The organism is Clostridium sp. AF36-4, from assembly GCF_003435975.1.
Classification (GTDB): domain Bacteria; phylum Bacillota; class Clostridia; order Lachnospirales; family Lachnospiraceae; genus Eubacterium_F.
Window position 1 is genome coordinate 1 of the sequence record NZ_QTVH01000046.1, and the last position, 759, is coordinate 759.

The window sequence follows — 759 nt, forward strand, 5'->3', positions numbered from 1 at the left end:
AGCCTATTAAAATGGTATGCCGCATTTGCCTATATCGAGTTTACTCGAATATAGGCAAATAAAGCAGACTATCAAAAATGTGTTTTTACCGAGGGTACATCAGCAAATCAAAGGCCTCGTAATGCTTAAAATCATGTTATAAAAGATTCTAAGCATTTTTGTTTTGTCAAATATCCAGATTATCTTCAGCATCTATAAATATCTGCAATTCGTTATTCAAATAAAGCCCTGCATATTCAAGTGGATTATCTATTGCCATTGCATTTAGAACGTGATCAGTCCATGCTGTAGTTTTTAATCCTTCCTCTGCCTTATTACAGTCAATTCGTAATATGTAGCCATCAAATGTAGTAATATCAATACTGTTATGGTACATATTATAACTTGCAGAAATAAAAGTCATACCATCAACTCCTAACATTATAAAATTTAAGCATATCTTTCAGACCAATTACCTTTTCATTATTTGTTATTTGATATAATTTTCCTTTCCCCTATTTTTGCCCTTATCAGCACTTGTAATCATAAGGGAAGTGGTATAAAATGATGTAATGAATAAAATAAAGTTGACTTGCTTAAATATAGAGTTTTCAAGGGTTGACGGCATTTTTTATGAAGTTGTGAGGATGGATAAGATATGGTTTGAGCAAATGTTCGCTGCCAGTTTCTTTGGCTTCTAGTAATTCCGGCAGAAAAGTTTTGTGGCTCGTGGGTTTTGAGTACGTCGGTATGTGGCACTGGTAGTTTCAGTGCCCATAC

Annotated in this window: 1 protein-coding gene; it reads right to left on the reverse strand. The window is 33.9% G+C overall.

The window, feature by feature from the left end; translation table 11 throughout:
* Window positions 1-166 precede the first annotated feature (166 nt).
* Complete coding sequence (locus DW005_RS13185; RefSeq protein WP_117480127.1) at window positions 167-403, reverse strand: DUF6061 family protein; 237 nt, start codon at window positions 401-403, stop codon at window positions 167-169.
* Window positions 404-759: the final 356 nt, after the last annotated feature.